Origin of the sequence: uncultured Psychrobacter sp., assembly GCF_947500265.1 — a bacterium.
Lineage (GTDB): Bacteria > Pseudomonadota > Gammaproteobacteria > Pseudomonadales > Moraxellaceae > Psychrobacter.
In genome coordinates, this window is sequence record NZ_CANMRN010000004.1 from 167,048 (window position 1) to 191,629 (window position 24,582).

A 24,582-nucleotide genomic window follows, 5' to 3' on the forward strand; every position below is an offset into this window, starting at 1 on the left:
GTAATGAAACAAAAAGGCCCCAATCATGATGCAATGGTTGGGGCTTTTTTTATCGCAATAAATAGGACATATTTCAAATAATAGACAGTAAACTATATTTTTTGTCGTTGCTTTAACCAGCGAGGTACGCGAGTAGCAGTACCATTTAATACAGCATTTAACAAAGCCGCCAGCAAAATAAGCGCCACGCCCAGATATTGAATCCAAGACAAAGATTGATGCAGTAACAGCATCGCGAGCGCAATCGCAGTTAATGGCTCAAAAATCGTAAATACCGATGCACGAGTGGCAGGCAGCTTCTCTAATGCCTTCATATATAGCCCAAATGGCACGACGGTTCCCAATAATGATAATCCTAAAACATAGCCCCAAGTCATCAAGGGGAGATCTAATAGCTGATCATAAGTGTTATAGGTCTCAGGCAAGAGCAGTAGTACGCCAGCACTAATGATAATGGAAGTGAAAAACACCAAAGGGGCAGGGTGAGCATAATGCATCGCGCGCTTGCCCAATACGCCATATAACGAATAACACATCCCTGCTGATAGACCGAGTAAAATGCCCCAGTTAACTTTTGCTTGTTCACCTAACATGGTTAAGCCTACGCCAAACACAGCCATCAATGCAAGTAACACTGATTTGCGAGTAATGGACTCACTCAGTAAGAATTTTGAGAACAATAAGCTAAATACGGGTGCGGTATAGAGTAAGGCAACGGCAGGGCCAGCACCAACATAACTGACCGCAAAAAAGTAGCAGACCGACATGCCAAGGACACCTATCAACGACTGCATCGCCATTCCAAGCCACTGTTTTGGCTGTAATTTGATAAGGTGTGGCCACAGTTTTGGTAGCATGGCTAAGATGATAAAGGCCGCCGTGACAATGCGTAATATGGTTACTTGCCACCCACTAAATCCAATTTGGTTGAGATAGGTCGAGAATATACCCAACGTACCCCAGCAAATAGCAGCCGTAATGATTTGAATGGTGCCTAGCCATGATTGATGCGAGTGGGTCGTCATTCCGTTGTCGATGTTTGCCATACTGTTTTCTTCTTACGATCTAAGTGACACAAGATGTTGTAAGATTGCTGTTGATACAATCTCTCCAAGCAATGCTGAAATAAGAAAAGACAACCTGATTAAAGGCTGTCTTTTGTTTGTTCTTTTGAGTCTATCATTAAAAGATAATAAATGACTACTAGGTCGTGTGCTAAATTCAATTGATAGTTATCTAAATGGCTAAAAAATGGCTAGCGTTTGCTAAATAACCTAAACAATATCGAATCATTCACTCATATCATATTTGTGTTCGCACCATTTTTTTATTTCTATAGTCTCTGTTAATCAATCCATAAAAAGAATGTTTGCTCTCGGAGAGCATTTCGCTGAATAAAGCACACTTTTTCCACTTGGGTTCTTGGCAAATGATCCGTATCAGCTCCGCAATTTTTTGAGCGCTGTTTTATCCACTGAGTCTGCTCTTTTTTAAGATCAGCCGCCATATCTTCACCGTACAGGCGTCTGACTTCATTTCGCGTTACTCGGTAGCTTTCATTCAATGCTTTATCAGACGTGTTATATATATGATCAACCAGATCAGCTTGTGATGCTAATGGTAGATAAGTCGCGTTTTCTTTGTAGGTGGCACTATAGGTATCGACTGTCCATTTACTTTTTATAGATATCTCATGGTTCGAGATACCTATAAACCCGTCAAAATCTTCGCCCTCAAAGGTATAACCCTGAAGTCGACACGGGGTCACGCCATCTTTACATAAGCTATGCTTGGTTTGCGCAGAGTAGTATTTGACAGCATAGGGCGACTTACTAGGTTCTGGTGTTGTCTGTAATAGCCGTCCTAAATCGGGAGCGACCAGTAGCATATTGTTGCAAGTGACGCTTCCTTCTGCACAGCTCTCATAAAGGTTGAGACGTTGACCTTGGATGTCCATGCCCATGGTAAAGTTTGCCTGTACAGGTGTTACAGCCGAACTGACAGACGTCATTAGCATCAAGCTCAAGAACAACGCAGTACGTCCGAGCAAGCTGGATGTATTTAGGCTTGAGGCAGACATGGAGACGGACATATAGGTTTATACCTGCAGCAAGAAGTTACTCAGCAATCGCTTAGCACCTTCAGTAGCAAATGACTCAGGGTGAAACTGTACGCCTTGGATTGGGTACTCTTTGTGCGCCAGTCCCATAATCTCATCACCAGTCAATGCTGACTCAGCAAAGCTTAATTCAGCACAGCTATCATTGGCGACTACCGAGGTAATCGTCAGACAGCTTGGGATGGTGTCGGCTTTTACCACCAGTGAGTGATAGCGCATGATCTCAAGCTCTTGTGGTAAGCCTTGATAGATACCTGAGTTATCATGGCGAATCGATGAGACTTTGCCATGCATCGGCACACTAGCGCGTACCACATCACCACCAAACACATGAGCAATGCCTTGCATACCTAGGCAGACGCCCAGTAGTGGCACCGTTTTGCCCAGTGTCTCAATGACCTCGCTACAGATACCAAAGTACGCTGGATCATCAGGGGAGCCAGGTCCAGGTGAAATGATAATTCTATCAAGATTCATCGCTTGCACATCTGCTAAGGTGATTTCGTTATTGCGTTTAACGATGACGCTGGCTTCTTTGTCACTGTCTAAGGTTTGCAAAATCTCACCCACGTATTGGTAGAGATTGAAGGTAAACGAGTCGTAGTTATCGATAATTAAAACATTCATGGGTCATAAACTCTTTTGTAAAAATAGTGCTAGGTAAAATATGGTCAATTTATGCAGTACGTTTGGTATCCGTTATGATTGCATAAAGCTATCTAACACGACTTTCATCGCCGACAGTTTACGCTGAATCTCTAAGTATTCATCTGCTGGGTTGGAGTCGTAAACGTTACCACCACAAGTTTGAGCGTAGGCAGACTCGCCATTGATAAAGAGGCTGCGAATTGGAATGGCAAAGATACAATCACCATTAAAATTGAACGAGCCTAATGCACCGCCATAAGCACCGCGACCATCCGGCTCTAGCTCATTAATCACTTTGATGGCTTCTACTTTAGGTGCGCCTGATAGCGTACCAGCAGGGAAATTGCTAGCAAGGGCACTAAACATATCTTCGTTAGGATGCAGGATACCAACGATCTCAGAAGAAATATGCTGCACGTGAGAGAAGCGTTTGATATCCATCAAGCTACGTACTTTTACCGTACCAAATCGTGCCACACGGCCAATATCATTGCGATGCAAATCGACTAGCATATTGTGCTCGGCAATCTCTTTGGCATCGTTGAGCAAGGCGCGGGCAAGCTGACGATCCTCTATCACATCGACGCCGCGTTTGGCAGTGCCTGCGAGTGGATAAGTTTCCATTTCACCCTGACGCAAGCGGAATAGCAGCTCAGGAGAAGCGCCAATGATGCACTGCTGCGCAAATTTCATAAAATACATATGCGGCGATGGATTGACGGCACGTAGCTTTTCATAAATCGGCATCTTGTCACCGGCAATACGGTACTTAGATTTAAACCCAACCTCACACTGAAAAATACGCCCAGCGATGATGTCTTCTTTGACTTGCATAACGACATTGGCATGCTCTTCTTGGCTCATGCCATCACCTAAAAATGCAACTTTAGGCGCTTCATAGCTGGGCGTTGGCTCATCGAGTAGGGCTTTGATTTGCTCGATGCGGTTTTCTTGCTGAGCGGTGGGGTAATAAAAGTAAAAGATTTCCCCAGTCATCTTATCTAGGGTCAATCCATCTAGATACACGCCAAACTTAAATGGTTCAAAGTCTTCGCTGGCTTTTGCATTGAGGCTAGGTTCAAAGAAGTTCACGCAGTCATAACCCAAATACCCGACTAGACCACCGCTTTGATCGCGAGCGATGACATGCTGCGGCGTTATATCACGCAGTAGCTGATAAGGGTTGTCGGTTTGATAGCAGTTTGTTTCAGCAGTTTTATTGTCGGTAATCGCAAGCGTGTTACGGTCTAATGCGGCGATAGTCGTCACAGGGTCAAAGCCAATCGCATGATGGCGCGAGATATGGCTGTCTTCACCCAATGATTCGAGCAAATAGCAGGTATCAAACGCGCTTTCGATACGTTTGAATAATGCAAAAAAATCGATATCTTGCGTCAGTTTGATGCGTTGTGGTTTGCTCGGAATATCGATAGGGGCAGGCTTGGTCTGTGTGCGAGTACTAGAGGTCATAACAAAGTCCGAAATGGTTCAAATGTGTGTTGATTAATAAGTGTAGATTAATAATTGTGAGAGTCGCCAGTAAAAAGCTAGATAGTATGGTCAAAATAGTTAATAGTGATCTCTATGAGTAGCCAGTAACGCGCTGACATCATGGCTTTGCTTGGCCTTGGCACCGCGAGAGACAGTGGCGATACCAACGCCTAGTTGCTCTGAGATATCACGCTGAGTGATGCCACGATCTAGCAAGTCAAAAATGCGAATACGATTGGCGATGTCATGCTGTTCTTTATCGGTCAGCAGGGCACTGAGCAGCTTTTCGATATCTGCGCTATCAGTACAGTTGGTCAAATGTTTCACTAAGCTTTGATAAGGATCGGTAGTCATAATAGGTAATCTTAGCCAAAGAAAATAGATAGGTCGCTTGTTGAGCGATTTTTCGCTGAGAACTATCTTGTTTCAGTATTCTAGTACAGTAGTACAAGAAAAACAAGTGATGAGCTAAGTTAATATCAGACTACTATAGACGTGATTAGTTCCTATGCCTGACTACATATAGCCTTAATACATAGCCAGAATTATATTGAAGGATTATCTTATAACCAGTATCGAAGCGTTTCTGCACTCTCTCAGCATATTCAGAGCTAAAACTGAGAATTTATTATATTAATTATTGCCAAAGTGTTAATACTTCGTTATTATGCCTCTCATTATTTAAACGCAAATCATTATCATTAACATTAATCATGTTATTCGCACGATGAGCTTAAGTGTTTTGAGGTGTTTAATCTTCTGGTAGGCACTATTTTAAGGGTTGTTTGACGACAACTTTTAAAAATAATTCTAAAAATTCTAATTTCTGACAGTAAACAAAGTGAGTAAATGTGTTATGCGCGAAGTAAAGTTATCTAGTCAATTGACAGTATTGTCTATCGGTGTTGCCGCTGTATTGTGGACGCAAGCTGCCAGTGCCGCAACAGCAGCAGATATGCCAAACACGACATTGCAGACTATCACTGTAACAGCGAATAGCTCAGTACGTGACGCTGTACAAGAAGACTCTGTCTACATAGATGACTACACCCCAGCTGCACAAGCCAGCCATTTGAGTGATTTTCTGGACGTTGTACCAGGGGTAAGCGTGGGCGGTACTTCATCGGTCAACCAACGTATTCGTGTACGTGGTCTTGATGATACCAACCTAAAAGTAACGATTGATGGCGCACGTCAAGAAGGCGCATTGTTCTACCATATGGGTGATGTCACTATTGATCCAGATCTGCTAAAACAAGCAGAAGTATCAGTGGGCAATAACTCAGTGACGCTAGGCAATGATGCCATCGGCGGTGCAGTTGCTTTTGAGACAGTCGACGCGGCAGATTTACTTAAGCCAGGTCAAAAAGTAGGTGCTAAGCTGCATACAGGTTATGCTAGCAACAATGATGAACTGCTAACTTCTGCCACTGTGTATGGTGCGCCAACAGAAAATATTGATTTGCTGGCTTATTATGGCAAACGCAATGCGGACGCTGGTGAAGACGGTAAAGGCCGTAAAATCCAAACGGAAGACAGCGAAGGTGAAAACATCCTATTAAAAGCTGGTGCTTATGTCGGTAGTGACCATCATGTAGGCGCTAGCTTTAGCCGTACCGAAAACAAAGGCAAGTTCCCTTTACGTCCAGATTTTCCTGCTGGTGGCTGGAACCCAATCATCCCGCAGGAAGTCAAACGTGATACCTATGCGCTTGACTACGCTTACAGTCCTGCCAACCAGTTGGTTAATGTAGACGCCAATGTATATCAGACTAGCACGCAGATTTTGCGTAACTCTGATGGCGAACCTGGGTTTGAGTTTGATGCAGAAGTCCAAACCACAGGCGCAAAAGTACAAAACACCAGTATCGTCGATAGCAGTATCATCAATGGTGTGCCAGGGGTTCATAAGTTAATCGCTGGGGTTGAGCATTACAAAAAAGAATCTGAGATGACACGTGACTTTGGTAATGCGAGCACCGATGAAGCAACCAATACTTCAGTGTATCTAGAAGACCAATGGCAAATGGGTAAGCTTAGCTTAACGCCAGGCGTCCGTTATGACCGTTATGAGTCTCCAGAGTATGTATCGGCTGGCAAAACTTATGACAATGTCGTTGGCGCATTGGCTGCGAGCTATGAGATTGCACCGCGTACCCAAATATTTGCGAGCTATACGCAGTTATTTAATGGTCCAGATCTTAGCCAAACGATTTTTAACACCGATGGCGCTGATACGTATGTAAACAATGACCTAAAAGCAGAAGAAGGTGACAATGCAGAAGTCGGTATTGCTACAACGCTGCGTGGTCTGACTATGGCTGATGACTCTTTAAAATTAAGTGCTAAATACTTTGAAACCAATATCGAAAACTATATTGAGTTTGTACGTGCAGGTGGTAGTAGAACTGGCATGAATTGCACAACTGGGCAACTAGGTACAAGTGCTGCCCCTGAAGCCTGCCAAGGTGTCATTAACAATGACGAAGATTTCAAAATCAAAGGTGTAGAGCTATCGGCCGACTATCGCGCAGATAACTTCAACATGGGTCTAAGCTATGCTCGTGCGCGTAGCAAAGGCGAAGATACGGGTTACAATATCTCTTCTGTCAGTGGTAGTGGATCTGAGTCTGGCGATAAGTACATGGTCAACTTGGGTTACGCTCCAACCAATACTACTGAGCTTGGCTGGCGCAGTACTTATGTGGCCGATGTGACACCGAATACCGCTGGTGATGACAACGAAAAACCAGGCTATGACGTACACGATATCTTTATGACTTATACGCCAACTCAAATCGAAGGTCTAAAGGCCACACTAGGTGTATACAATATCTTTGATGAGACTTATGCAAGCCATGCATCACGCAACTCTATCGATGATGCCTATACTGATTTTGAGATGGGACGTAATATCAAAACATCTTTAACTTATCAGTTCTAATCTAGCTTATCGAATTTAAGTCTAATCGTAATTATAAAGTCAGCTGTCTTACACGAGAGCTGGCTTTTTATTGCCTACTAGCTTTTACATTGGCTGTAACAGCAATGACGTGCCAACTGATAAGTACCTACTAAAACAATATATGATAAAGAACCAACACTAATGATTTCACTCAATCCTCGTCAAGCTTGCCTATGGCTCCATCGTTATACTGGGCTTGCCATGGCAGCTTTTTTAATTATCACTGGTATTACTGGCACATTATTGGCATTTCATGACGAGCTAGACGATGTCTTCAACCATAAACTGGCTCAGGTTGAGAAACAAAACGCATCACATCTGCCTATTGCCGAGCTTCATGACAAGGTCATCAGTGCGTACCCTCAATATGCTTTTTCTAGCATGCCAACCTCGATAGCAGCAGAGAGGTCGGCTGTATTTTCGGTAGATAGAGCACGAGGAAAAGCCGCCCAAAACCAACCAAAAGCACCGTTTCAACAAGTTTATGTCCACCCTTATACTGGCGATATCATTGGTACTCGTGATAGAGATGAGTGGGCATGGCGCAACACCATGTGGAAAGTGTTTTGGTTGCATCGCGATTTATTACTGGGTGATATTGGAAAATTGCTACTAGGGATTGTCGCGCTCGTGTGGACGATTAATTGCTTTATTGGCTTTTACTTAACGTTTCCTAGAGCGATTAAGAAAAAAGCACAGAACCAAACCTCGCCTAAAAAACGTGCCTCATTTTTTAAACGCTGGTTACCAGCGTGGAAAATCCGTACTAAAAGTAATATGTTTAAATTGAATTATGATCTACACCATGCCTTTGGGCTATGGCTTTGGGGGATCTTGTTTGTCATCGCGTGGTCGAGTGTTGGTTTTAACCTAAGAGAGGTCTATCAACCTGTGATGCACGCTGTCGTAGGACTCGAGGAAAGAGGTGAAAGACAGGAGAAATCAAGAAAGCCATCAGAAAAAGCGGAGCAGGCGTCTGGTGCAGAAACAGCGAATAGGGTTAAGGCTGTAAACAATGAAGATGTCGATGTCGAGGCTGTTGATGTGGTCAACAAAGCCAATAGCATTGCTTATTTAAGTCAGCAGGCAAACATCGCTGCCCAAAGCAAGGACATGATAGTACGGGAGTTTTTAGGCATACGCTGGATTGAAGATGAGGGTCAATGGCAGCTGCGCTTTAAGACAGATAAGGACATTGGTAAAAAAGGCGGTGCATCATCCATCACAGTCAATGCAAAAACGGGTAGCGTTGAACAGGTGAATTTTGGCTATCAAAACTCATCATTTGGTAGCAAAACAAACAATTGGTTGATGACTTTACATATGGGTCATATTGGCCATGGCATCGGTCACTTACTGTATCAAATATTTTTAGCACTGGTAGGTTTGGCTGTGACAGTGTTGTCAGTTACAGGCGTCTATCTGTGGTGGAAAGGTCGACAGCAACGACTTAAAGCGTCGCAAAAACTTAAATAGATATTAAGATATAAAATTAATATGCTCAATATATTGCTAGTACCAATGTGCTAATAATATATTGAGTTTTTTATTGCGTACTTGAATATAACCAGTCATTAAACCGTATCAACAATCACTGGACGACCCTGATGACTTAGGACAGTGACATCGACGTTGTATAAATCTTTCATAGTTTCTTTAGTAATAACATCAGCAGGGCGACCAACAGCCGTCACTTGTCCTGCTTTCATCGTAACCACTGTATCGGCAAACTGTGCCGCTTGGTTGATATCATGCAGGACGATTACTACGGTTTTCTGCTGTTTGTGGCTAAGCTGACGTAGTTCACGCATGAGTCGACCAGCATGATACATATCTAGGTTGTTCAGTGGCTCATCGAGCAATAGATAGGGCGTATCCTGGCAGACAATCATAGCAATCAGCACGCGTTGACGCTGTCCACCTGATAGCGTTGACAAGAAGCGCTCGGCAAGTGGCTCAAGCTCAAAGCGCTCGAGGATTTCCTGTACTTTTTGCTGATCGTCGGCGGTCGGTTGTCCTTGATGATAAGGGTAACGACCAAACATCAGTAGCTCATGTACGCGCAGGCGTCCTTGTACATGGTTGTCTTGCCCAAGCATCGCAACCGTCTTGGCCAGCGTTCGCGCCTGACAGCTGACAATATCACGTTCCTCATTATTTACAGCGAAGCTCACCTGCCCAGATTGTAGCGGCTGCAAGCGAGCCATGACAGAAAACAACGTAGATTTGCCAGCGCCGTTAGGCCCAATCAAAGCAATCACCTGCGCCGTTGGGAGGGACAACGTAATGTCATGCAAGATTTGTTGTTTGCCAATATGGTGAGAGATATTATTTAGTTTAATCATAGTCAGTCTTATTTAAAAAAGTCTTAGGGTTTTCTTTATCAACAGCATCAGCTAAATAAACAACGTCAGCTAAGTAGTTATAACGAACGACGCTGAGACATAAATATCAATGCTAAGAACATCAATCCGCCCGCTAGCTCTATCACCACTGACAATACGCCTGCCATATCTAGCACTTGCTCAAAGAGTGTTTGACCCAGCACTAAGCAAATCATAGCGACCAAACTGACCAATATCAGCCGCTCGGTGTGATACATATGTCGAGCGATACGATTGGTCAATGCGCAAACCAATAGACCAAAGAAAGTCACTGGACCGACCAGAGCGGTAGCCGTGGCAACCAGTACAGCGATGACAGTTAATAGACCAAATGCCAGACGTTGATAGTTGATACCAAGGTTGACGGCTTGTGCTTGTCCGAGCATCAATACATCGCATTGGTAACGCCAGCGCCACACAAATATCGCAGTGATGGCACAGATAAATAAGCTGATACCTAGTAGCTGAGGGTTGACTGTATTAAACTGCGCGTAGCTGGCAGACTGTACGACCACAAAATCATCAGGGTTTATCAGCCGTGCAATGAGTGCTGATAAACTGCGAAACAACACACCAAAGATAACGCCCACCAATATTAGCCGCGTCAGATCTTGACTGCTTTTAGAAAATAATAGCTTAAATAATAATAAAGATGCCCCAAACATCAGGACAATCTCTAACGTGAACTTGGCAATAGGATCGAGACTGGTAAAGCTAATCGCACCTAGAAAGAAAACCAGTAAGCTCTGCAACAGAACATAGAGTGAGTCAAACCCAAGTAGGGAGGGCGTTAGAATTGGATTGTGAGTCAACGTCTGAAACAGTAACGTCGACACGCCAATCGCATAGCCAACCACCATCAGTGCCAGCAGTTTTTTGCCGCGTAATGGTAGCGCAAAGTCCCAATAGCCATTGACGTTGAGTGTCATAAACAAGGTCATCGAGATAAGTAGAATAATAGCTGCTATGGATTTTGGATGCGCAGCTATCCATGCCCACAGCTTTGACAACTGACTTTGGGCAGCGGCTGAATACTGACCATCTGCTGAAGATGAGTTATCTATCGCTGTGCTGGTTTTGGTAGCACCAGTCTTGGTAGAAGTAAGCTTAGTTGATGAGAACATACAAAAATCCTATGGTGCCAAGCTTATCTAATAAGGCAAAAATGAACGACGGTAAGTGAGTGTTGCAAACTAATACACAGTTAGTGAACATAGTGCTACTGCTCAGCTGGCGCTCGTAATAACAGCCATAAAAACAGCACCGTACCAACCACACCAAAAATAGTGGCGACCGGCACTTCAAATGGATAGCGAATAGAGCGCCCGATAATGTCGCATAGCAGCACCGCTGAAGCACCAAGTAGGGCAACTGCTGGCAAGCTGCGACGCAACTTATCTCCCATTAGACGGCTCACAATGTTTGGTACGACCAGCCCAATAAAAGGAATCATGCCCACAGTCACGACCACGACAGCGCTCATCATGGCTACCATACCCACGCCAATCCAAGTGACCTGACGCTTACTAATACCCAAGTTTAAGGCGATATTGTCACCCAAGCCGACGATGGTCAGCTTGTCAGCAATAATATAAGCCAGCACACACAATCCACCCGTGAGCCACAATAGCTCATAGCGCCCTGCCAATACGCCCGAAAAATCCCCAAACTGCCAAACACTGAGCATCTGTAGCGATTCGGTTTGATAGGCGATAAAGGTAGTGACGGCTTCGATAATGCCGCCAAAGACAATGCCAATCAGTGGAATCATCAAAAAATCAGTAGGCGGAATACGGTGAATGAGCAGCATAAATAGCATCATGCCAAAAACGGCAGCGATGGTTGCCACGCCCATTTTTACAATGAGCGCACTGGCAGGGAACAGTAAACTGACCACCAGCAAACCAAGTGCAGCACTCTGAGTCGCACCAACCATAGATGGCTCTACAAAGCGGTTTTTTAGCACCACTTGGATAATCATGCCAGCCACAGCCATGGCAATACCAGTCAAGATAATGGCGATGGTACGCGGTATGCGGCTAACCAATAGCAATGAGCTATCGGAGTTGGCACTCTGAGTCAGCAAACTCTGCAAGATACCTGACCACGAAAAGTCAGCCACACCAATAGATAAGCTCAATAACACCAAAAGCCCCATAAGAATGAGGCTTGCTGTATTGATGAACCACGGTGGTATGACAGTACGTCGATGTAACACATTGCCAGTACCGCTTTGCCAGCTTGACGCTGATGGAGCAGTACTGGATTTGAGCCTAGCATGAGTACGGTGTGAAAATAACGACATAATCTCTACTGGCTTAAAAATGAGCAGTGTTAACGGTAATAATACCTACTTGTGCAAAAAACGTTTTTATAAGCAACGACATTATTTAGCGTTAGTAAAAGCATCTTTGATCGTCGTGAGATCTTGCATCCACTGGTAGTAGCCGCCAAATGCCAAGTAAGAGTCTGGGCTCAGATAAACCACTTGCTGCTTGCTCCATGCATTGCTCTGGGCAACCAATGGATTGTCTAATACGGCCTTGGCACCAATACCGTCTTCACCAATTGCAGCACTACGGTCGATGACAAATAACCAATCTGGATTGGCTTTTTGGATATATTCAAACGATATCGGCTGACCATGAGGCGCATCAGCAATTTTGTCATCTGCCATTGGTACACCTAACACAGTATGGATAAAACCATAGCGAGACTTGTCACCATAGGCTGACATTTTGTTGCCATTGACCATGACGACTAGACCAGTGCCTTTATTTTCTTTCGTTAGACTTTTGGTCTCAGTGATGAGTCCATCAATGTTCTGTTGTAGCTTAGCTGCTTGATCGCTTTTACCGAACAGTGCACCTAAATCATGCAGGCGCTGCTTGCTTGACTCATAGATATTGGCTGTATCAATACTCATGTCCAATGTCGGCGCAATACTTGATAGCTCGTCGTATTTTTCTGCCATGCGTGAACCGACCAAAATAGCTTGCGGTTGCATTGCATTCAACGCTTCAAGATCTGGCTCAAACACAGTACCTACCGATTTTGGATCAGGCTGTGTTTCTGAGTGTAGATTCTTTAGTAGTAGACCACCAGGCATACCATCGACCGCTACATCTAGTGCAGCCAAGTCTTGCATCAACGTCATGTCATAGACGACAAGTGGCGATGGGTTCATAGCCAGTTCAACATCACCTTTTACGGTATTAACCATGATTTTTTCAGCAGATACAGCGTCGTTATTAGCAACGTTTTGTGATTCATCAGCCGTTGGGTTTTCAGTTTTGGCGTCTGCTGGCTCAGAGTCATTTGATTCAGGCGAGCTACATCCTGCCACTACAGTAGCCAACAACGCTGTCATGGCAGCAGTCAGTAATGGACGTTTGAAAAAAGAGACGGTAGATCTGCTAGATAATAAGGGTGTCGGCATAATGAACTCGGTCTATCAAAAAATGTTTAAGCAATTGTCTAAAGTAATTGCAAATGAATGACGCTAAAAATATTAGGTCTGAACGATGCTTGAGATAAAAAGCATAAAATAAATAGTCTACTTAGTACCAATTACTAACTTTTTATACGAATAGTTTTTATAAAAATAGTATGGGTAGACAATACAGCGGTTATAATAAAGTAGTTGAGACTCATTATCAATATAAATGATAATGGTTTTTATTAACAGTAATTGTTATATTAAACGCAACGTATCATTTGATAAAAATATAAGTTTCATAGTAGTGAAATTGAGAAGTAGGGAACGTTCATAGAAATGAGCGTTGCGATAGGTAAAACCACTAAGCAATGTCACGTGTCAGAGATGTATTAAATAGCGAAAATATTGTAAATTATTATTGATAATAATTATCGTTTGCATTATTATCTACGCCATTCTACTCTGAGTAATAAACATTAGGCTGTTATGAGTTCAATGGATTTAGACGCGCCACCACTTAAATCGTTATTGCTAGCTATTGTTGCAGTACTAGGACTCCATGTGCTTGCCGCAATTGCACTAGTGGCAATAAAAACGCCTGAACTCAAACCTGAGCCAAAAAAAGAGATGTCACCGCTTGAGATAAAGTTTGTGTCATTACCGGCAAAAACGGTCTCAACTGAAGTAGAAAAGCAAACAGTCACAGCCAAAAAAGAAATACAGCCTGAGGTACAAGTTCAGCCAGCGCCGCAACCTGAACCAAAGCCTGAAGAGCCGGTGAAACAACCAACAGAGACCCCAGTAAAGCAAAAAGAGCCTGTTGTAAAAAATGTAGAGCCGAAAGTGACGCCTGTGATAGCGTCAGAAAAGTCTCGTCCTGATACCAGTCAAAAAGTAGCCCCAAAAGAGCCGCTACCGAAACCAAAGGTTGATAACTCAGCAGCTGAAGCACAGCGTAAAGCAGCTGCCCAAGCTGAATCAGAGCGACAAGCCAGAAAAGCTGAGCAAGAAGCACAAACTAGGGCAGAGCAAGAAGCCAAAAGAGTCGCTGATGCCAAAGCTGCAGCTCAAGCGAAGGCCGCCGCTGCACAAGCAAGAGCTGAGGCGGAAGCAGCAGCTGCTTTAGCACAGAGTAATGAGCCTGTGAGCTTTACTGCTAGCTCAGCCAACTGGGCATCTGCGCCAAACTTTAGTTTCCCTGAGCGCGCCGCACGTAGAGCCCGTTCTGGTGATACGCTCAACGTTGTCTTGGTATTACGAGTCAACAAGCAAGGCGGCATCGATAACGTGCGCGTTGCTCAATCATCAGGCAATCCGCTAGTAGACAAAGAAGCCCGACGTCAAGTGCGATCTGGCAAATTCAAACCCTTTACTAAGAATGGCGTACCCGTGGTGGGTGATGTGACCCTACCGATCAGTTACGCGGTTCCTTGATAGTTCATACTTTATAACAACGTATTTATTCATCATTTTTCATTATAAAACTAAACATGATATTTACCTCAGTATCATGTAATGGCATTACACATTAAGGAGTCTGACATGGACTTTATGCAATACTGGCAGATCAGCGACATGGTGACAAAAACGTTGTTCTTTTTGTTGCTTGCGTTATCTATTCTATCTTGGGTGACAGGTATCGTCCGCGTATTGCAAAGCCGTAAACTGGCGACCAATGTAGCAGATGATTTGAGCCAGCAATTACAAGCCAGGCAGTCTGACTTGGCTGGTTCAGATGCTGCCACTCGCCGTTTGGTGACTGAACAGACTTTGCTCAAGCACATCGGTCGCTATCGCTTTGCTAGTGAGCGCGGTTTGCCGATTCTTGGTACGACGGCAGCGATTGCACCGTTCATCGGCTTGTTTGGTACGGTATGGGGTATTTTCCATGCATTACACAACATCGGTATGAGTGGTCAGGCAGGATTGGGGCAAGTTGCAGGGCCAGTCGGTGAAGCACTGATTATGACAGGTCTTGGTATTGCAGTAGCGATTCCAGCCGTGGTGTTTTATAACCTTGCAGTACGTATCAATCGCCGCATAATGTATCAAGCCAATGACAGAGCGCATGATCTATTGGCACAATCAACGGGTCTTGTGGATACTACCAAGGTAACTGCGAGCCATGCTACTAGTGCCTCACAAGTGCATGCTGCACCAAGCAGTCGTTCAACGACGAGCGAGACTCAGCATACCAGCAACTACAGTAATTCTGTGCCAAAGCAGCTATAGATAGTACTAGTTCTACAGATACTGATTTTGTAAACGTTAGGTCCGTAAACATTAAGGCTGCAAGCGCTAGGTCTGTAAAGGCTCAAACGACAAGTCGACAAACCGTCAAAAAACGGCTTGGCTGTGTGAAAATAACCAAAAGCATTGAGAGTAACTATGGCATTTCAATTGGGTGATGATGACGTACGAAGCATGGATGAGATGAACCTCATTCCGCTTATCGATATCATGCTGGTATTGATGATTATATTTTTATTGACAGCGACCGTGTTGAATCCGACAGTGCCTTTAGATTTGCCAGAGACTAGTGCCGCGCTCAATGAAACGCCGCCAGAAGCGATTCAAGTCAGCATTGATAAAGACGCGGGGATATTCTGGGATAGTGACCCAATCAGCATGGAAGAGTTAGAGACACGCTTGCAGCAACAAGGCGCGACTGGTAAGAACCCAGCGGTACAGTTACGTGCGGATAAAGAAGGCAAGTACGATACGGTTGCTCAAGTCTTAGCAGCGGCAAGTAACGCTGGACTGACCAAAATCGCGTTTGTGAATGAGTAGCTTAGTAGCTAAATACTGAATAACTTAAGCACTGAATAGTTTAAGCACTGTGAGTCAGTGCTAGTAGCTTTGGCTTTAGATGAGAAAACTGGCTAGATAAATCAATAGCCCAACCAGCAAGACAATTAGCACCACTATAATAAAAACAATTAAAATAATAAAATTTTCTCCAACCTCATTAACTACTTAAACCTCAAATTAAGTCGTTAGTGAGGTTTTCTTTTTTTACCAGCCATAGCCAAACGGACGATAGCCGCAACCGAAGCCTGCATGTCTGTAGCCAAATGGGTAAGGTGAGCGTAAGTAGTCGAGATCGCGCTGACGAATATAATAGTAGCGCCCTTGGGAGTAAGCTTCTTCTAACTTCTCAATACCTTCTAACGGACAGACAGGTTGCCAGTCATAGCCTTCGCGACCGAGCTTATAAGCATTCAGCTCAGTACAGTATTTTGTGAGACCTTGTTGACGCCCTTGTTCCCATTGGATACGGTTAGGACTAGCACCGCCGACACTGGCGCAGCTATTGGTATAGTGACCAAAGTAGGCACCTGAACGTCCTTGCGAGCCATCAGTGTAGCCGACTTCTTGCCAGTTGCTGCTTTGACACTGCTGCGGGGTTAGGCTCTGAGTCGTGGCACAGCCTGATAATGTCAGTACGACCGCGCCAAGTAGCGATAGGCTCATGCCTGTTTTGCTCATGACTTTACTCATCAGCTTGCGAGCGTGATAAGCGCCCGATGAGTTTGACTCAATAAGATAATTCATAATAAACCTGCGCGCGTTTAAAATTATGGTTTATCATAGCACTTTTTTGAACTGACCACTTTTCGTATCTGGTTTTTATAGTGTACTGTACTCAGTAAGTTTGTATACGCTAAATAGCTGATTTAATAGTGTAACTTGCTAAATTGTCATATGCTTTAAAAGCACCTGTTGCACCGCGATTGGACGACAACGCTTGATTTTTAATGGTTCGTGCTCATTATAAGCCCTTATATATCGTTGTTTGTTATCGTGCTAATCGCAAGTCTATATGTACTATTTATAAATAACGGTTCATTAGCGATATTTACCGTTATATCTCTTAGTATCTTTTTCATTTAGTCAAAAGGCCAGACCATCATGGGAACATTGATTGGCGTTATCATTGTACTATTCGTATTAGGGAGTATGATGGCGCTCAAACCGAACGGTATCGATCAGCGTTTAGATAAGCTGCGTATGACCGCGCGTCGTTTACAGCTCAATCCAAAGCTCGTTTCGTGCCCTGATTGGATCAAAGGCCGTGACAATGAGTATGGCCGCGGTATGCTTGGACAGTACTGCCTGATATTTGAAGACACTAAACTGCCGCATACACGTTATCAAGTGATTGATGGACAGTGGCGACCAGACAGCAGTTTTGTCGATACCAGTACAGATGATAAGACGCTTACTATTCCCAGTGCGATTCGATCTAGTCAAATCAGCAATAATCCGACGGTCAAAAAGACTGATTTTAGCTTGGATCAAGTGCCGTTAGATTTGCCAGTAAGTATCGAACCGTTTGTTAAAGGTCTATTGACCAAGGCCAATAGCATTATTATTTATTGGGAAGATATTGCTTATGTACGTCCAGCATCTAATCCTACGTACCATCAAAAACGGATCGAAGCGGACTTATTAGTGCTCAAAGAAAACCTTGAGAAATGGGCGCTACATATGCAAAAACAAGCATAAACCTAGTAAAGCGTATTTTCGTCTCCATTAAAGGGCAATATGCAAGCGGTTTGTCATATTCAAATTATTTAAAGTTGACAGTTTAACGCTTAGCAGTGTAACGTCTTTATAACTATATCTTTATTTTATGGTTATTATTTGTTTTATAACCTTTTTTATCAGCAGCGATTATTACTATAAATAGTTGAACCATGGTCAAACCATGAGTATCAGCTTCCATAAATTGCCGTGCTGCTGAATTTAACCTTACTTTTAATTTACTTATATTATGGTGTCGTCAAACATGGCAAAAACCACAACCAAAAAAAGTCCAGCACCAGCTGCGGACAGCCCAAAGGGTAAGTCTTTGGTGATTGTAGAATCACCAGCCAAGGCAAAAACGATTAATAAATACCTTGGTGATGACTTTATCGTACGCTCAAGTATCGGTCACGTCCGTGATTTGCCGGTCAGTGCGAGCAAAAGCGCAAAGAAAGCAACGACTGCTAAAAAAGATGACAGTCTGACCAAAGAAGAAAAAGCGCAACAAGCACTGGTACGCCGCATGGGTGTAGATCCAGAGCATGACTGGGCAGCAGTCTATGAAGTATTACCAAACAAAACCAAAGTCATCAAAGAGCTTAAAGCATTAGCCAAAGACGCTGACAAAATCTATCTAGCAACGGATATGGATAGAGAAGGGGAAGCGATTGCTTGGCATCTAAAAGAAGTCATCGGTGGCCCTGATAGCAAGTATCAACGTGTGGTCTTTAACGAGATTACCAAGTCAGCTATTCAAAGTGCGTTTAAACAGCCTTCAAAATTAGACATTGACCGCGTGAACGCACAGCAAGCTCGTCGCTTCTTGGATCGTGTTGTTGGCTTTATGGTATCGCCACTATTATGGCAAAAGATTGCTCGCGGGCTGTCTGCAGGTCGCGTACAGTCAGTTGCCATGCGCTTGGTCGTCGAGCGTGAGCATGAAATTCGCGCGTTCATTCCAGAAGAATACTGGCAAATCCATGCAGACACGCACATTGCTAATGGCAATGCTAAAAAAGCCTCAGATGCTGAGCAAATCGGTATCCGCTTAGAGGCGACCAAACAAGGTGGAAAAACTTTAAAGCTTGGTAATAAAGAGCAAACCGATGAAGTTTTAGAGGTGCTCAAAGCAAGCGACTTTATCGTCAAAGAGCGTGAAGAGAAACCAACGCAATCGCGTCCAAGCGCACCGTTTATTACTTCGACCTTGCAACAGGCTGCTAGCACGCGCTTAGGATTCTCTGTTAAGAAAACCATGATTTTGGCGCAGCGTCTATATGAAGCGGGTCATATTACTTATATGCGTACTGATTCGACGTTCTTATCAGGCGACGCGCTTGCTGCTGTCCGTGGTCATATCGAAGACAGCTATGGCGCAAAATATGTACCAGAAAAACCAAATTTCTATGGTAACAAGCAGGGTGCACAAGAGGCGCATGAAGCGATTCGTCCTTCTAACGTCAATATGAAATCAACACAGCTCAAAGGTGTTGAGCGTGATGCGATACGTCTATACGAGCTAATCTGGCGTCAGTTTGTGGCGTGTCAGATGTTACCTGCCAAATATTTATCAGTGAACCTGTTTGTAGGCGCAGATGATATCGAGCTAAAAGCCCGTGGCCGTACCATGGTATTTGATGGCTACACAAGAGTGATGCCACCAGCCAAGACTGACGATACCTTACTGCCTGATGTCAAAAAAGGCGATAAGTTAAACCTAGATAAGCTAGATCCGAGCCAACATTTTACTAAGCCTGCGCCCCGCTATACTGAAGCAAGCTTAGTAAAAGAGCTTGAGAAGAAAGGCATCGGTCGTCCATCGACGTATGCCTCAATCATCTCGACTATTCAAGATCGTGGTTATGTGAAGTTAGAAAACAAGCGTTTATTTGCTGAAAAGATGGGCGATATCGTCACCGATAGATTGACGGCTAGCTTCCCAGATTTGATGGATTATACCTTTACTGCTGCGTTAGAGGACAAGCTCGACCATGTGGCAGAAGGTGATCAAGATTGGAAAGATGTGCTTGATAATTTCTATGGCGAGTTCAAAACCACTCTAGAGCGTGCCAAAGAAAAAGACGGTATGCGTCCAAACGATCCAACTGACGTGCCAGATGTCCACTGTGATATCTGTGATCGTCCGATGCAGCTGCGCACAGGCTCAACAGGTGTATTCTTAGGTTGTACTGGTTATAACTTACCGCCAAAAGAGCGCTGTAAAGGCACCAAAAATCTAATGCCAGTCGAAGCATTCGCCAATCTAGATGATGCGGAAGGTGATGACGAAGCGGCAGAAGTTAAAGATTTGATGGAGAAAAAACGCTGCCCGAAATGTGGCACGGCGATGAATGGTTACATCGTAGATGGTGGCCTCAAACTACACATTTGCGGCAACAACCCTGATTGCGATGGTTATATTCTAGAAGAAGGTAAGTTTGAAGTTCCTGGCTCAGATGCACCAACTATTGACTGTAATAAGTGCGATGGGCAGATGGAGCTTAAAACAGGACGCTTTGGTCCGTACTTTGCTTGTCAGAACTGTGATAACACGCGTAAAGTACTAAAAACTGGTGAAGCAGCTCCGCCGCGTATGGATCCAATACATCTTCCAGAGCTAAAGTCGACCAAACACGATGATTATTTCATCTTGCGTGAAGGGGCGGCTGGCATGTTCTTAGCGGCGTCTAAGTTCCCGAAAGTGCGTGAGACACGTCCGCCAAAGCTGGCTGAGCTACGAGAAATTAAAGATAAAATGGAAGACAAGTTCCAGTATCTGTTTGCAGGGCCAGATGAAGATCCTGAAGGTAACCCAACCATCTTGCGCTGGTCACGTAAGAAAAAAGAGCAGTATATCGGCTCTGAAAAAAACGGCAAGGCCACACGTTGGGGTGTTTATTGGCGTAAAGGTGAATGGGTAGAGGAGTAACTATTGTGAAATCCAATATAGTGCTTTTATAGCGTCAGACTCATCTGATGTACTACAGGTACAATTTGCATTGGTCTTTCTTTTATTGGCTTAAACAAACCTAATAATTACTTCCAACAAAAAACCCTCTTATAGTTTAAGAGGGTTTTTTTGTGCTCATAAAATTTCTTTTAAGCCATTTCTACGTTTATAGACTTAGCTTGAGTTCATAGATTTGGACAGTATTAGTTTTTTACGATGATACCGCAACCAATACGATCGCCTGCATTACCTGAAGGCTGACTGGTATAGTCATCAACGCCAGCATGTACGATAAAGGCCAAACGATTTACGCTGTATTTGCCTGCTTCAGTCGCTGCGATTTTCTTGTTCACGTAATTGATAGTAGCAATACCATCTTCATTAGCAGTTAAGTTTGGCAAGTCACCAGCATGGCCATTCATATCATCTGGATTAGAGTGTGGCTTGTTATCTGGGTTGAAGTGCCCACCTGCTGCTTTACCCATGACGTCACAGCTACCTGTTTCATGGATATGTAATGAAACAGTTCTGCCTGGCTGTAGATTAGTGAGTTTACCGTAAACTTGGACACCACCATCAACTGGACGTAAGAAAACTTGACCAACTTCTTTCTTCTTACCATCTACTGTTTGTATGGTTGATTTTAGCGTTGGCTGTGCTAAAGGATTGCCTGTTTGCATTTGGCTTTCTACCGTTTGGCAACCAGTCATTGCTAACGCTGAACCGCATAATAGGGTACTTGCAAGTAATGTCTTATTCATTATTATCTCCAATTGTTTGAGTTGTTATTTTTAATCTTCATTAAAGTCACGAATATATATCGTTATTGTTCTATAAAAATCGGCGTCAATATTCGTTAACATCGGAGTCAGTATAGCCAAGCTAACTCTATAGTTATTCATCAAATGCGCAACAATCAGTTAATAAATGTAAGTAACGTATGGGTTTGAAAAACGGACTAAAATAAATAATTTCTGAAATTAAATGGCTTTAAATGCGTGAGAAACCTATTAAGAAAGCTATGAACTATAAGTAAATAGATAATAAACAGGCATAAAAAAGCCGCCCATCATTGTGATGAGCGGCTTCTTAATCTATAGGACGAGTTTAATAAAGGTTCAATTAATTATGCAGTGCTTTGCCAGAGGTTTTATCAACCGTAACTTTTGCAGGTTTGATTGGTGTTGGCATACTCACCAAAGCAACCTTTAAGATTTCTTCAATCGTGGCGACTGGCTGAATGGTTAGGCCTTCTTTTACGTTGTCAGGGATATCAGCCAGATCACGCTCATTAGTCGCTGGGATCAAGACGTGCTTGATACCGCCGCGATGTGCCGCCAGCAATTTCTCTTTGAGACCACCGATGCGTAATATCTTACCGCGTAAGGTAATCTCACCTGTCATCGCAATATCTGGACGGATAGCGATACCTGTCAACGCAGAGACTAGCGCTGTCGTCAGTGCACCACCAGCAGATGGGCCGTCTTTTGGCGTGGCGCCTTCTGGCATATGCACATGGACGTCTGTTGTTTTAAACGTCTCGTAATCAATGCCTAAGCTATCACCGCGAGCACGAACCACACTCATAGCCGCGCGAATCGACTCTTTCATTACATCGCCGAGTGAACCGGTAAAGCTAAGCTCGCCTTTACCTTTCATACCGACCGCTTCGATGGTCAATAGCTCACCGCCGACCTGAGTCCATGCAAGACCAGTGATACGACCAATCTCAGGCTCTTCTTCAGCCAGACCATAGTCATACTGATGTACACCTAGATAATCATCGATGTTCTTGTCATCGACTGTCACTAGCTGACGTTCTGCTTTTTTCGGAGCACGCGCACCATGAGTTTCAACCGAACCGCGAACCACTTTACGGCAGATTTTGTTCACTTCACGCTCAAGGTTACGCACACCTGCTTCACGCGTATAGCTACGTACGATGCTGTGCAATGCTGCTTCAACAATCTCAATTTCACCTTCTTTGAGACCGTTTTGCTTAATCGCTTTTGGCACTAGGTATTTCTGTGCGATATTGACCTTTTCTTCTTCGGTATAACCCGGCAGACGAATGACTTCCATACGGTCAAGCAGCGCAGGCGGAATATCCATACTGTTAGCAGTACAGATAAACATCACTTGCGACAAGTCTAAGTCCATGTCTAAATAATGGTCGTTAAATGTATCGTTCTGTGATGGGTCCAATACTTCAAGCAACGCTGATGCTGGATCACCGCGGAAGTCTTGTGCCATCTTATCGATTTCATCTAATAGGAACAGCGGGTTTTTGACTTCTACTTTTGCAAGTGATTGAACGATTTTACCCGGCATCGCACCGATATAGGTACGGCGATGACCACGAATCTCTGCTTCATCACGTACGCCACCAAGCGCCATACGCACAAACTTGCGACCAGTGGCACGGGCGATAGATTCGCCTAGTGAAGTTTTGCCAACACCTGGAGGACCGACAAGACATAGAATCGGACCACGAAGTTTTTTCACGCGTGATTGCACGGCGAGGTACTCTAAGATGCGGTCTTTTACATCTTGTAGACCATAATGATCCTCGTCTAATACCGTTTTAGCTTTATCTAAATTGATAGATACTTTGGTCGTCGCATTCCACGGTGTGTCTAAGATCCATTCAATATAGTTGCGTACCACAGATGATTCACTTGATGCAGGCGGCATCATTTTGAGCTTTTTGAACTCTTGCTCAGCTTTTTTGCGCACATCGTCTGGTAGGTCAGCATCTTCTAAACGCTGCTCTAGCTCAGCCACATCATCTTCACCATCGAACGCGCCGTCATTCATATCTGACAGCTCATTTTTAATGGCTTTCATCTTCTCGTTCAAGAAGTATTCGCGCTGATTGTCTTCCATTTGCTGACGCACAGCATCTTGGATATCCTGTTCGATATTTTGCTCAGCACTTTGCTTAACCAGATATTCAGTCAACGTATTGATATGCGTTTTGATATCGTCTTCTTCTAGGAAAGACTGTTTGATATCAAGGTCCATCGATACACGAGTTGAGATGAAATAAACCAACTCAAGCAAGTCGTCAATACGTTTGGCCACACGAGTCAGCTCACGTGCATTGCGAAGTCGCGCATCTGCATAGCTTTCGAATAATGTAGTTAATGCTTGAATCGTATTTTTCTGTTGGCTTTCATCCATGCTGACATCAAGGTCGGCACGTTCAAATCTCGCCATCAATAAATCATCATGGCCTTCTATATTATCGACACGAGCGCGGTATTGACCTTCGATCAATACTTTAATGCAGTTCTCATCGCTGTCATGTGGCATAGTGCTGACGATGCGGCACACCGTACCGTACTGATACAAGTTGTCTTGATCAATATCTTCGGTCAGTGAGTCTTTTTGCGCGACTACCAGTACTTTGTTGCCATACTCAGCCTGTGCCAGCTCAACCGCTTTCACCGATGGCGCACGTCCCACAAACAATGCAATTTGCATGTGTGGATAGACGACGACGTCACGTAATGCCAGCAGTGGCAGATAGCTTTCATCTTCATTGTCTTTGACAGCGTTGGATGAGGCATTTGACGCATCCGTAGATGAGCTTTTTGTCTCATTATTCGCGTCAGCACTGATATTAGCGTCAGTGTCAGTATTTGCGTCAGACGTCGTGTCAGTGTTCAGGGCAGATGATACATCGATGTCGATGTTGTCTTTATCAATATTATGTTCACTCATATGTTTTTCCTCGTTCCCCAGACTTGTAAAGTCAAGTTCGTGGTTCATGTTTAGATAAATGGTGCTCACGAAAAAAATTGCAAGGCTGATTGGTGAAGTCGTCTGCTTATCTTTGTTAAATAGTTATCTGAGCGTCCAGTTATTAATGCAATTAATGTGGGTAACGATGTGTTGTCATTAGTGTGACTGGTCTGTGAAGGATAAAGACAGTCAGAAATTATAAAAGAGGGTTTAGATGTATAGGTGATATTTGGCTACCTATGTTGATGCCTAATTGGTTCTATGCGTAGGCTTTATACCCAAAATAAGGTAAACTGGCGCGCGTCTAAA

General features: G+C 43.9%; 19 protein-coding genes. 7 read left to right on the forward strand and 12 right to left on the reverse strand.

Features of this window, described 5'->3' with window-relative positions; genetic code table 11:
• Window positions 1-92: 92 nt before the first annotated feature.
• The 5 genes from Q0788_RS07775 to Q0788_RS07795 all read right to left on the reverse strand — a co-directional run bounded on the left by Q0788_RS07775 (window position 93) and on the right by Q0788_RS07795 (window position 4,612).
• Window positions 93-1,046 carry an EamA family transporter gene (locus Q0788_RS07775; RefSeq protein WP_298809301.1) on the reverse strand — a complete coding sequence of 318 codons (954 nt, stop codon included), beginning with the start codon at window positions 1,044-1,046 and terminating at the stop codon, window positions 93-95.
• A gap of 299 nt (window positions 1,047-1,345) precedes the next feature.
• A complete protein-coding gene (locus tag Q0788_RS07780) occupies window positions 1,346-2,080 on the reverse strand; it encodes a lysozyme inhibitor LprI family protein (protein ID WP_298809303.1) in 735 nt (244 codons plus the stop codon).
• 18 nt (window positions 2,081-2,098) lie between these two features.
• Window positions 2,099-2,746, reverse strand: a complete 648-nt coding sequence (locus Q0788_RS07785) for an aminodeoxychorismate/anthranilate synthase component II (protein ID WP_102090496.1) — start codon at window positions 2,744-2,746, stop codon at window positions 2,099-2,101.
• A gap of 72 nt (window positions 2,747-2,818) precedes the next feature.
• Window positions 2,819-4,237 (reverse strand): anthranilate synthase component I family protein, encoded by a 1,419-nt coding sequence (locus Q0788_RS07790; RefSeq protein WP_298809309.1) that lies wholly within the window; start codon window positions 4,235-4,237, stop codon window positions 2,819-2,821.
• A gap of 99 nt (window positions 4,238-4,336) precedes the next feature.
• On the reverse strand, window positions 4,337-4,612 hold the full coding sequence (locus Q0788_RS07795; protein ID WP_298809311.1) for a Trp family transcriptional regulator: 276 nt from the start codon (window positions 4,610-4,612) through the stop codon (window positions 4,337-4,339).
• A gap of 502 nt (window positions 4,613-5,114) precedes the next feature.
• Between Q0788_RS07795 and Q0788_RS07800 the strand changes: the two genes are divergently transcribed.
• Both Q0788_RS07800 and Q0788_RS07805 read left to right on the forward strand, forming a co-directional pair.
• On the forward strand, window positions 5,115-7,202 hold the full coding sequence (locus Q0788_RS07800) for a TonB-dependent receptor (protein ID WP_298809317.1): 2,088 nt from the start codon (window positions 5,115-5,117) through the stop codon (window positions 7,200-7,202).
• A 162-nt stretch (window positions 7,203-7,364) separates the two neighbouring features.
• Window positions 7,365-8,699 (forward strand): PepSY domain-containing protein, encoded by a 1,335-nt coding sequence (locus Q0788_RS07805; RefSeq protein ID WP_298809319.1) that lies wholly within the window; start codon window positions 7,365-7,367, stop codon window positions 8,697-8,699.
• Window positions 8,700-8,797: 98 nt separating this feature from the next.
• Here Q0788_RS07805 and Q0788_RS07810 read toward each other — a convergent pair whose 3' ends face one another.
• From Q0788_RS07810 to Q0788_RS07825, 4 genes are all read right to left on the reverse strand, one after another.
• On the reverse strand, window positions 8,798-9,568 hold the full coding sequence (locus Q0788_RS07810; RefSeq protein WP_298809322.1) for an ABC transporter ATP-binding protein: 771 nt from the start codon (window positions 9,566-9,568) through the stop codon (window positions 8,798-8,800).
• 77 nt (window positions 9,569-9,645) lie between these two features.
• Window positions 9,646-10,731, reverse strand: a complete 1,086-nt coding sequence (locus tag Q0788_RS07815; protein ID WP_298809324.1) for an iron chelate uptake ABC transporter family permease subunit — start codon at window positions 10,729-10,731, stop codon at window positions 9,646-9,648.
• A 95-nt stretch (window positions 10,732-10,826) separates the two neighbouring features.
• On the reverse strand, window positions 10,827-11,912 hold the full coding sequence (locus Q0788_RS07820; protein ID WP_298809327.1) for an iron chelate uptake ABC transporter family permease subunit: 1,086 nt from the start codon (window positions 11,910-11,912) through the stop codon (window positions 10,827-10,829).
• 81 nt (window positions 11,913-11,993) lie between these two features.
• The gene (locus Q0788_RS07825) at window positions 11,994-13,046 is read right to left on the reverse strand and encodes a siderophore ABC transporter substrate-binding protein (RefSeq protein WP_298809330.1); all 1,053 of its coding nucleotides are present in this window, start codon (window positions 13,044-13,046) and stop codon (window positions 11,994-11,996) included.
• A gap of 486 nt (window positions 13,047-13,532) precedes the next feature.
• Here Q0788_RS07825 and Q0788_RS07830 point away from each other — a divergent pair, with 486 nt between their 5' ends.
• The 3 genes from Q0788_RS07830 to Q0788_RS07840 all read left to right on the forward strand — a co-directional run bounded on the left by Q0788_RS07830 (window position 13,533) and on the right by Q0788_RS07840 (window position 15,836).
• Entirely contained in the window at window positions 13,533-14,480 is a 948-nt protein-coding gene (locus tag Q0788_RS07830; RefSeq protein WP_298809332.1) for an energy transducer TonB, read from the forward strand.
• Between the two features lie 108 nt (window positions 14,481-14,588).
• Entirely contained in the window at window positions 14,589-15,278 is a 690-nt protein-coding gene (locus Q0788_RS07835) for a MotA/TolQ/ExbB proton channel family protein (RefSeq protein WP_290177472.1), read from the forward strand.
• Window positions 15,279-15,434: 156 nt separating this feature from the next.
• Window positions 15,435-15,836, forward strand: coding sequence for a biopolymer transporter ExbD (locus Q0788_RS07840; RefSeq protein ID WP_025651314.1), 402 nt, complete (start codon window positions 15,435-15,437; stop codon window positions 15,834-15,836).
• A 225-nt stretch (window positions 15,837-16,061) separates the two neighbouring features.
• Here the strand turns inward: Q0788_RS07840 and Q0788_RS07845 are convergent, their stop codons facing one another.
• Window positions 16,062-16,601, reverse strand: a complete 540-nt coding sequence (locus Q0788_RS07845) for a DUF2799 domain-containing protein (RefSeq protein WP_298809338.1) — start codon at window positions 16,599-16,601, stop codon at window positions 16,062-16,064.
• A 357-nt stretch (window positions 16,602-16,958) separates the two neighbouring features.
• On the opposite strand from Q0788_RS07845, the gene Q0788_RS07850 reads away from it, so the two are divergent.
• Together Q0788_RS07850 and topA are read left to right on the forward strand one after the other, a co-directional pair.
• A complete protein-coding gene (locus Q0788_RS07850; protein WP_298809341.1) occupies window positions 16,959-17,555 on the forward strand; it encodes a hypothetical protein in 597 nt (198 codons plus the stop codon).
• A gap of 283 nt (window positions 17,556-17,838) precedes the next feature.
• The gene (gene topA / locus Q0788_RS07855; protein ID WP_298809343.1) at window positions 17,839-20,505 is read left to right on the forward strand and encodes a type I DNA topoisomerase; all 2,667 of its coding nucleotides are present in this window, start codon (window positions 17,839-17,841) and stop codon (window positions 20,503-20,505) included.
• 224 nt (window positions 20,506-20,729) lie between these two features.
• Here topA and Q0788_RS07860 read toward each other — a convergent pair whose 3' ends face one another.
• Together Q0788_RS07860 and lon are read right to left on the reverse strand one after the other, a co-directional pair.
• A complete protein-coding gene (locus Q0788_RS07860) occupies window positions 20,730-21,287 on the reverse strand; it encodes a superoxide dismutase family protein (protein ID WP_298809346.1) in 558 nt (185 codons plus the stop codon).
• Between the two features lie 361 nt (window positions 21,288-21,648).
• Complete coding sequence (lon, locus tag Q0788_RS07865; protein ID WP_298809347.1) at window positions 21,649-24,252, reverse strand: endopeptidase La; 2,604 nt, start codon at window positions 24,250-24,252, stop codon at window positions 21,649-21,651.
• Window positions 24,253-24,582 lie beyond the last annotated feature (330 nt).